Annotated in this window: 8 protein-coding genes; all 8 read right to left on the reverse strand. The window is 72.1% G+C overall.

The window, feature by feature from the left end; genetic code table 11:
- Positions 1-38 precede the first annotated feature (38 nt).
- Complete coding sequence (locus tag ACFU97_RS19080; RefSeq protein ID WP_384257706.1) at positions 39-1,559, reverse strand: family 43 glycosylhydrolase; 1,521 nt, start codon at positions 1,557-1,559, stop codon at positions 39-41.
- Positions 1,556-2,401: a PmoA family protein gene (locus ACFU97_RS19085; protein ID WP_384257708.1), complete on the reverse strand. Its 846-nt coding sequence runs from the start codon at positions 2,399-2,401 to the stop codon at positions 1,556-1,558. The genes ACFU97_RS19080 and ACFU97_RS19085 overlap by 4 nt, the downstream gene beginning before the upstream one ends.
- Entirely contained in the window at positions 2,401-3,546 is a 1,146-nt protein-coding gene (locus ACFU97_RS19090) for a Gfo/Idh/MocA family protein (RefSeq protein ID WP_384257710.1), read from the reverse strand. The genes ACFU97_RS19085 and ACFU97_RS19090 overlap by 1 nt, the downstream gene beginning before the upstream one ends.
- Complete coding sequence (locus ACFU97_RS19095) at positions 3,543-4,427, reverse strand: carbohydrate ABC transporter permease (RefSeq protein WP_384257713.1); 885 nt, start codon at positions 4,425-4,427, stop codon at positions 3,543-3,545. Before ACFU97_RS19095 ends, ACFU97_RS19090 begins: the two co-directional genes overlap by 4 nt.
- Complete coding sequence (locus ACFU97_RS19100) at positions 4,424-5,356, reverse strand: carbohydrate ABC transporter permease (RefSeq protein ID WP_384257715.1); 933 nt, start codon at positions 5,354-5,356, stop codon at positions 4,424-4,426. Before ACFU97_RS19100 ends, ACFU97_RS19095 begins: the two co-directional genes overlap by 4 nt.
- 95 nt (positions 5,357-5,451) lie before the next feature.
- A complete protein-coding gene (gene araD, locus ACFU97_RS19105) occupies positions 5,452-7,200 on the reverse strand; it encodes an L-arabinonate dehydratase (protein ID WP_384257718.1) in 1,749 nt (582 codons plus the stop codon).
- Complete coding sequence (locus ACFU97_RS19110; protein WP_384257720.1) at positions 7,188-8,099, reverse strand: dihydrodipicolinate synthase family protein; 912 nt, start codon at positions 8,097-8,099, stop codon at positions 7,188-7,190. The genes araD and ACFU97_RS19110 overlap by 13 nt, the downstream gene beginning before the upstream one ends.
- Entirely contained in the window at positions 8,096-8,752 is a 657-nt protein-coding gene (locus ACFU97_RS19115; RefSeq protein WP_384257722.1) for a GntR family transcriptional regulator, read from the reverse strand. The genes ACFU97_RS19110 and ACFU97_RS19115 overlap by 4 nt, the downstream gene beginning before the upstream one ends.
- Positions 8,753-8,992 lie beyond the last annotated feature (240 nt).

Genomic DNA, 8,992 nt, shown 5'->3' on the forward strand with positions numbered 1-8,992 from the left:
GGGGCTCGGCGGGGCTGGGTGAGGGGGCTCGGCAGGGCTTACAGGGGGTCGATCCTGAAGCCCGTGAAGGTTGCCGCCCCCGCGTCCCCGGTCCCGTCGGGTGCGAGCGCGAACAGGCCGAGCAGGGCGCCGACCCAGCGCCAGGGGGTGGCGGCGAAGACGGGACCGGAGGCGCGCGGCCCGTCCCCGACGTCGTGGAAGAAGCGGCAGCGGGCGCCGGATCCGATCTCGATCCGCAGCCGTACGCGACCTTCCGGGGCGAGCCGCGCGCGGGCGGCGTCCCGTTCCCGCTCCGCGCCCGTCTCGGCGAACCGGTGCACCAGGTGGACCGTCCCGTCGGTCCCCCGCTGCAGTCCGATCCAGCCGAACGCGTCGCCCAGCACCGCCAGTCCGGCCCGCGCGCCCGGCTCCTCGCTGTGCAGCCTGAGCTCCACCTCGACCGCGGACGGCCTGCCGGGCAGGCGCTGGGTGAGGACGTTCGGCAGCCGGCGCAGGTCGTGTGCGTCCGCCGAGCGGACGCAGGTCAGACGGAGCCCGTCACCGGAGTGCTGAGGGGCCCAGCCGGGACGGGGATTGGCCGTCCACGACCACTGGCGGCCGAAGCGTCCGCCGGGGAAGTCGTCGTCGGTGGCGGGCGCGGCGGCCGGCTGCGGCGGCAGGTCCGGCCGCTCGTGGACCGTGACGGGAGCGCCGCCGTCCCCGAGCACCGGCCAGCCGTCCGCGTCCCACTGCATCGGCTGGAGGTGCACGACCCGGCCGTACGCGCCCCGCTGCTGGAAGTGCAGGAACCAGTCCTCGCCGGACGGGGTGCGCACCCAGCCGCCCTGGTGCGGGCCGTTGACGGCGGTGTCCTTCTGCTCCAGCACGATCCGCTCCTCGTACGGCCCGAAGAGGCCGCGCGAGCGGAAGGCGCCCTGCCAGCCGGTCTCCACTCCCCCGGCGGGGGCGAGGATCCAGAACCAGCCGTCGTGCCGGTAGAGCTTGGGGCCTTCGAGGGTGAACCAGCCGGGGATGCGGTCCCCGTCCACGATCACCTTGCCCTCGTCGAGGAGTCCGGTGCCGTCGGGGCGCATCAGATGGCCGGTGAGGCGGTTCTTCACGCCGGAGCGGGACTTGGCCCAGGCGTGCACGAGATGGGCCTCCCCGGTCTCCTCGTCCCACAGGGGGCAGGGGTCGACGAGTCCCTTGCCGGCCTTCACCAGGTGCGGGCGGGTCCAAGGGCCGCGTATCTCAGGTGCGTTGACCTGGAAGATGCCCTGGTCGGGGTCGCCCCAGAAGATCCAGAACCGGTCGTCGTGGTGCCGGATCGACGGGGCCCAGACCCCGCAGTCGTGGCGCGGGGTGCCGAACTCGGCGGCGGGCTCCAGGTGGTGCAGCGCATGGCCGACCAGCGTCCAGTTGACCAGGTCGCGCGAGTGCAGCAGCGGCAGGCCGGGGGCGCGGCCGAAGCTCGAGGCGGTGAGGTAGAAGTCGTCGCCCACGCGGACCACGTCCGGGTCGGACCAGTCGGCGTCCAGGACCGGGTTGGTGTACGTCGCGGGCTCGGCGTGCGTCGTCACCGGGTCACCGCCTTGCGGACCAGCGCCGCCGCCTCGTCACGGCTCAGCGGGCCGTCGGCCACGACGGTCACCACACGCCGTACGACGGTGTCGCCCGGCTCGATCGGCAGCCGTTCGCCGGAGGCCAGCGACGAGCCCACACCCGGGTACTCGGCGGTGCGCACGAACCACGGGTCCTGCCGGGTGCCGTCCGTGGCGCCGGCGAGGACCAGGGTCCAGGTGGAGCCGGCGAGGGCGAGCCAGTCGGCCCGGGTGCCGTGCACCCGCTCCTCGCCCTCGTGGTCGGCGGTGAAGACGTGCGGGGCCTCGCGCTCCTTGCGGGCCCGCCAGAAGAAGCCGCCGTAGGCCGCGCCGGGGCGGCCGTTGGTGTCCGGGCTGCCGATGGAGATCAGCCCTGAGGTCACGTTCGTCAGCGAGAAGGTGAAGTCCAGCGCCCAGGCGGTGTCGGTGAGTTCGCCGGCCGCCACCGTACGGCGCTCGCGCAGCAGTTCCGCGCCCGAGGCCACCCAGCGCAGTTCCTCCACGAAGCCGTCGGGGTCGCGCAGCTGGAAGGAGCTGTGCCGCTGGGCGCCGTGGTTGTCCAGCTCGGTGGGGCCCTGGTCGCGGACGAAGGTGCGCCCGCCCCAGAAGTTGTGCCCCTCGACGTCGGGAACGGCGACACCGACGCCGAGGTGGTGGGGGTGGTCGGCGGGGCTCAGCTCGGTGACCGCCGTGCCGGCCAGGGTGGTGACGGGGTGCAGATACGGGCGCGGGGAGAACCGGGCCGGCAGTTCGGGCCGGGTGACGTAGCGGCCGACCGGGCGGCCCGCGACGCGCAGGACGGGCGAGTCGTTGGTCGTCATCAGGTGCTCACCTCTTTCGGTAGGGCCCAGGTGGCGCCGAGTTCGGAGTAGAGGGCGAGGGCGTCGGCCGAGGCGGCGACGAGGCCGTCGATGCCGGGGACGGTCCTGCGGCCCCCGCCGGGGACCGACCGCCAGGCGCCGTCCGGCAGCGGGACCGGGTCGGGTGCCTGCCGGATCGCCTCGACGACCTGCATGAAGGCGCCGGTCGAGGCGGGAGGGACCAGTAGCCCGGTGCCGTCGGCGAGATGGGCGGCCAGGTTCTCCAGCAGGTCGGTGCGGGCGTACTCGTACTCCTCGGGGCCGTGGCCGGCGCGCTGGAGCAGGACGCGGTCCTGCTTGTACCAGAAGGTGATCCGGCCCCTGGTGCCGTGCACCACGACGTACGGCTCGTCGGGGTCCTCGGCGCACAGGGTCGCGGCGACGGTGACGTGGACGCCCCGGGTGGTGGTGACGCGGACGCAGGAGGTGTCGTCGGACTCGATGGCGTTGGCGCGCAGCAGCTCCAGCTCGATGCCGGTGACGTCCTCGGCCCGGGTGGTGCCGTTCAGGGCGAGGGCGGTGGCGACGGCGTGCGCGAGGGGGTTGGTGAGCACGCCGTCGACGACGTCGACGCCGTTCAGCCGCCGCCTGCCCGCCCAGGGGGCGCGCCGGTAGTAGGACTCGGGCCGGGCCCAGGCGCCCGCCCCGCCGATGCCGACGACCTCGCCGATCGCACCCTCCGCGGCCATCGCGCGGATCGCGGGGACGGCCCGCGAGCCCAGCGACTGGAAGCCGATCTGGCAGGCCACGCCTGTCTCGGCGACCCCGTCGGCCATCCGCCGGAACTCGGCGTACGACGGCGCGGGCGGCTTCTCCAGGAGGAGGTGCACGCCCCGGCGGGCGGCCGTCAGCGCAAGGTCCGTGTGGGTCGGGATCGGCGTGCAGATCACCGCGATCCGGGCGCCGGTGGAGTCGAGGAGCGCGCCGAGGTCGGCGGACTGCTCGGGCGCGCCGAGGCCCTCGGGGATCTCGTCGGCGGTCAGTGGGGTCAGTTCGCAGATCCCGGCGAGGCGTACGACGCCCCGGTCCTGGAGCCGGCGGATGTTGTCGAGGTGCCAGCGGCCGTGACCGCGGGCGCCCGCCAGCACGACGGGTACGGTGCTCATCCCTTCACCGCCCCCGCGCTGAAGCCGGTGATCAGCCACTTCTGGATGAAGGCGAAGACGATCACGACGGGTACGGCCGCGATGATGCCGCCCGCGGCGAGCGCGCCGAGGTCGACGCTGTCCGCGCTCATCAGGGTGTTGAGGCCGACGGGGATGGTCTGCTTGCCCTGGTCGCTGAGGAACATCAGGGCGAACAGGAAGTGGTTCCAGGCGTGCACGAAGGCGAAGGAGCCGACGGCGATCAACCCGGGCCGCAGCAGCGGCAGGACGACGATGCGGAAGGCGGTGAACCGGTCGCAGCCGTCGACCCAGGCCGCCTCCTCCAGGGAGTACGGCACGTTCCGGATGAAACCGCTGATCAGGATCATCGACAGCGGCAGCTGGAAGACGGTCTCGGCGAGGACGACGCTGCCGAGCGAGTTGATCATCCGCAGGTTGGCGAAGATCTCGAACAGCGGCACCAGGAGCAGCGCGCCCGGCACGAACTGCGTGCAGAGCAGGGCGAGCATGAACGCCTTCTTGACCCGGAAGTCGAAGCGGGCGAGGGCGTAGCCGCCGGCCAGCGCGACCAGCGTCGTCATCACCAGGGTGGCGAGCCCGACGAGCACGCTGTTCTGGAAGTAGGTGCCGAAGGCCCGCTCGTTCCAGACCTTCTCGAAGTGGTCGAAGGTCATCGGCCAGGGCACGAGCGAGGTCGAGCCGGCCGGGCGGAGCGCGAAGAGCAGGATCCAGTAGAAGGGGACGAGCGTGAAGAGCAGGTAGACGGTGAGCGGGAGGTAGATGTGCCACCGGGGAACCTCGTCCCAGGCGCGGCGCTTCCTCCTCGGCCGGGCGGGCGGGGCGGCCACGCGCTCCGGCGCGGGTGCGATCTCGGTGATCACTTCTCGCCTCCGAACTTGCTCAGCCGCAGATAGACGATCGAGCAGAAGAGCAGGATCACGAACGCCACCGTGGTCAGGGCGGACGCGTAGCCGAAGTTGTGGGCGTCGACGCTGGTGTTGGCGATGTAGAGCGGGAGGGTCGTCGTCTCCCCCGCGGGGCCGCCGCCGGTGAGCGTGTAGAGCAGGTCGACGTTGTTGAACTCCCACACCGCGCGCAGCAGGGTCGACAGCACGATCGCGTCCTTCAGGTGCGGCAGCGTGATGTGCCAGAACTGCTTGAGGCGGCTCGCCCCGTCGACCTCGGCGGCCTCGTACAGGTCCTTCGAGACGGACTGGAGGTCGGCGAGGATGAGGATCGCGAAGAAGGGGACGCCGCGCCACAGGTCGGCGACGATCGCCGCGGGGAAGACGGTCGAGGTGTCCGAGAGCCAGCTGGTGCCGTACGAACCGATCCCCGCGTCGGCGAGGTAACGGGTGATGCCCGTCTGGGAGTTGTAGAGCAGCACCCAGATCGCGGAGGTCAGCACGCCGGAGACGGCCCACGGCGAGAAGACCAGGGCGCGGCCCAGCGCCCGTCCGGCGAAGGTCTGATTGACGATCAGCGCGAGCGCGAGACCGAAGAGCAGTTGCAGTCCGACCTCGACGAAGACCCACTTGGCGCTGAAGGTCAGCGTGTCCCAGAACTGCGGGTCCCTGGTGAAGATCCCGGTGAAGTTGCCGAGGCCCGCGAAGCCGTTGCGCCACGGCTTGGTGGGGTTGTAGTTCTGCAGGCTGTAGTAGAAGACGCTGAGGACCGGGTAGGCGATGAAGCCCAGCATCAGCAGGGCGGCCGGTGCGATCAGCAGGTACGGGAGCCTGCGGGGTGAGGCGGAGGCACGGCGCCGCCGGGCCGGCGCGGGCGGTTTCGCCACGGCTGCGGCTTGGGCCATGACTTTCTCCGTTCGCTTGCGGTGGGTCGTGTGCGGTCTGGGGTGAAGCGCTTTCTTCGGGTACCTGGTGATGCACGGTTCCGCTGTTGGTGAGGTCAGCCCGCGTACGGGTCCGCGATCTTGCCCGGGCGGGCCAGGAACGCGAAGTCGCAGCCGGTGTCGGCCTGGGTGATCTGCTCGTTGTAGAGCGCGCCGTAGCCGCGCTCGTCACGGGTGGGCGGCGGCGTCCAGTCGGCCCTGCGCCGCTCCAGCTCCGCGTCGTCCACGTGGAGCTGGAGGGAGCGTGCCTCGACGTCGAGGGTGATCAGGTCGCCGGTGCGCACGAGCGCCAGCGGTCCGCCGACGTACGACTCGGGCGCGACGTGCAGCACGCAGGTGCCGTAACTAGTGCCGCTCATCCGGGCGTCGGAGATCCGCACCATGTCCCGCACGCCCTGCTTGAGCAGATGGTCGGGGATGGGCAGCATCCCGTACTCGGGCATGCCGGGTCCGCCCTTGGGTCCCGCGTTGCGCAGGACCAGCACGCTGTCGGCGGTGATGCCCAGTTCGAGGTCGTCGATGGTGCGCTGCATGGCCTTGTAGTCGTCGAAGACGACCGCAGGGCCGGTGTGCCTGAGCAGGTGCGGCTCGGCGGCGATGTGCTTGACGACGGCGCCGTCCGGGCAGAGGTTGCCGCGCAGGACGGCGACGCCGCCCTCGCTCGCGACCGGGTTCTCGCGGGTGCGGATGACGTCGTCGTCGTGGACGACGGCGCCGTCCAGCTGCTCCCTCAGCGTGCCGTTCACGGTCGGCCGGTCCGGGTGCAGCAGGTCGGTGATCCGGGAGAGGAAGGCGGGCAGGCCGCCGGCGAAGTGGAAGTCCTCCATGAGGTACGTCTGTCCGCCCGGGCGGACGTTGGCGAGCACCGGCACGGTCCGTGCGATGCGGTCGAAGTCGTCCAAGGTGAGCGGTACTTGGCAGCGTCCCGCCATCGCGATCAGATGGATGACCGCGTTGGTGGAGCCGCCGAGCCCGAGCACGGTGGTGACGGCGTCCTCGAACGCCTCGCGGGTGAGGATCGCGGACGGCTTCAGCCCGCTCCAGGCGAGGTCGACGGCGCGGCGCCCGGAGGCGGCGGCCATCCGCTCGTGGCCGGAGTCGACGGCCGGGATCGAGGAGGCGCCCGGCAGCGTCATGCCGAGGGCCTCCGCGGCCGCGGTCATCGTGGACGCGGTCCCCATGGTCATGCAGTGCCCGGGGGAACGCGCCAACCCGCCCTGGAGTTCGCGCAGTTCGCAGTCGGTGAGGTTGCCGGCGCGGTGCTCGTCCCAGTACTTCCACATGTCGGTGCCGGAGCCGAGGGTCTCCCCGCGCCAGTGCCCCGGCAGCATCGGCCCGGCGGGCACGAAGAGCGACGGCACGTCGGCCGAGGCCGCGCCCATGAGCAGCGCCGGCGTCGACTTGTCGCAGCCGCCGAGCAGCACCGCCGCGTCGATCGGATACGACCGCAGCAGCTCCTCCGTCTCCATCGCGAGGAGGTTGCGGTAGAGCATCGGGGTCGGCTTCTGGTACGTCTCCGAGAGCGTGGCGACCGGGAACTCGAGCGGAAAGCCGCCGGCCTGCCACACCCCGCGCTTGACCGCCTCGGCGCGCTCGCGCAGGTGGACGTGGCAGGGGTTGATGTCGGACCAGGTGTTGAGGACGGCGATCACCGGGCGGCTCCGGTACTCCTCCGCCTCGTAACCGAGCTGGCGCATCCGGGCGTTGTGCGACCAGGTGCGCAACTGGCCCTCGGTGCCGTACCACTGGTGGCTGCGCAGCTCCTCGGGGCGCCTTCTGCCGGCGGGCGCGTTCACAGCGACCATCCGGCGGCTATCGCGGCGACCTCGGCGCGCTCGTCCTCGGGCAGGTGCCTGCTGGGCGGGCGGACGTCGCGGCGGCACAGGCCGAGGGAGGCGAGGGCCTCCTTGACGACGGTGACGTTGTTGGCGGAGCCGTTCGCGGCGCGCAGCTCCTCGAAGCGGCGGATCTGCTCCCAGACCTTCATGGCGGCCGGGTAGTCGCCGGCGCGCAGTGCGTCGATCATGTTCAGCGAGACGGACGGGGCGACGTTCACCAGGCCGGAGGTGAAGCCGGTGGCGCCCGCGGAGAAGTACGAGGGGGCGTAGGGCTCGGCGAGGCCGGCGACCCAGACGAAGCGGTCGAGGCCCGCGTCCCGGGCGAAGGCGGCGAACCTGGCGGCGTCGGGAACGGCGTACTTGACGCCGATCACGTTCGGGCAGGCGTCGGCGAGCTCGGCGAGACGGGCGCCGGTGAGCTGGGCGTTGCGGATGTAGGGGACGACGCCGAGCTCCGGGACGGACGCGGCGACGGCGCGGTGGTAGTCGACCCAGCCGGCCTGGGAGACGTACGGGTGGACGGGCTGGTGGACCATCACCATCTGCGCGCCGTGCTCGCGGGCGTGCCGCGCGGAGGCGACGGCGGTGGACACGTCGTGCCCGACCCCGGCCAGGATCGCCGCCCGGCCGCCCGCCTCCTGCAGGGTCAACTCCGTGACCAGCCGCCGCTCCTGGGGCGTCAGGGTGTAGAACTCGCCGGTGTTGCCGTTCGGGGTGAGGGTGGTGACCCCGCCGTCGAGCAGCCGGCGCAGCAGGGCCCGGTGGGCGTCCTGGTCGACGGTGCCGTCCTCGGCGAACGGGGTCACCGGGATCGCCACCACGTCGGCCAGGGCCGTCCGCTGGCCCTCGAACGCCACGCCGCTCATTCCTGACCTTCCTCTGCCTGGGCGTCGGGGAACGCGCGCCGTACGAAGGACGCGATGTGCGCGTGCAGGGCGCGGGCCGCGCCGTCCGCGTCGCCGTCGAGGGCGAGCCGCAGGATCTCCCGGTGCTCGCCCGCCTCCCGCTCCCAGGAGGGGTCTGAGGCCCAGGCCACGGCGGAGACCAGGGCGGCCTGGTCGCGGACCTCGTCGAGCATGCGGCCGAGCAGCGGGTTGCCGCACGGCAGGTACAGCGCGCGGTGGAACTCCCGGTTGGCGAGGGAGCGTTCGGCGGTGTCGGAGGCGGAGTCGGCCCGGATGAGGGCGTCGCGCGCGGTGTCGAGCGACGCTCCGCGCCGCACGGCCCGCTTCAGCGCCTCCGGTTCGAGCAGCAGGCGTACGTCGTAGACCTCGCGCGCCATGTCCGCGTCCACCATGCGCACCGTGACGCCCTTGTACTGGCTCATCACCACGAGTCCGGTGCCGGCCAGGGTCTTGAGCGCCTCGCGCACCGGTGTCTTGGAGACCCCGAACTGCGCGGCGAGCTCGGTCTCGACCAGCGCCTGGCCGGGCGTCAGCTGCCCGGTGAGGATGCGGTGTTTGATCGCGTCCAGCACGTACTGCGTGCGGGACGGGATCGGCATGGGCACAGAGGTCATGCGCGCCTCTCGGAAGTCACGGGGGAGATCTGGCGTATCCGATCTCGCGTATCGCGTCTCATATATGACGTACGAAGTACGACGCGTTGAAGGTAGGAGGGGGCGCGGGTTTCGTCAATGGTTTGGACGAAAGACGTCGGGGCCGCGCGGTGGGGGCGGCCCCGACGGCAGTTTTTTTCGGTTCTGCTCCATTCTTCCCGCGCCAATCCCGGTTTCTTTCCCTCCGCCCCACGGCCCCGT

The organism is Streptomyces sp. NPDC057616, assembly GCF_042800575.1.
Lineage (GTDB): Bacteria > Actinomycetota > Actinomycetes > Streptomycetales > Streptomycetaceae > Streptomyces.

Excerpts from the sequence above, each read along its gene's own strand:
- ACFU97_RS19085 (WP_384257708.1), bottom strand. The coding sequence starts at position 2,401 with ATGACGACCAACGACTCGCCCGTCCTGCGCGTCGCGGGCCGCCCGGTC.
- ACFU97_RS19090 (WP_384257710.1), bottom strand. The coding sequence starts at position 3,546 with ATGAGCACCGTACCCGTCGTGCTGGCGGGCGCCCGCGGTCACGGCCGC.
- ACFU97_RS19100 (WP_384257715.1), bottom strand. The coding sequence starts at position 5,356 with ATGGCCCAAGCCGCAGCCGTGGCGAAACCGCCCGCGCCGGCCCGGCGG.
- araD (WP_384257718.1), bottom strand. The coding sequence starts at position 7,200 with ATGGTCGCTGTGAACGCGCCCGCCGGCAGAAGGCGCCCCGAGGAGCTG.
- ACFU97_RS19110 (WP_384257720.1), bottom strand. The coding sequence starts at position 8,099 with ATGAGCGGCGTGGCGTTCGAGGGCCAGCGGACGGCCCTGGCCGACGTG.
- ACFU97_RS19115 (WP_384257722.1), bottom strand. The coding sequence starts at position 8,752 with ATGACCTCTGTGCCCATGCCGATCCCGTCCCGCACGCAGTACGTGCTG.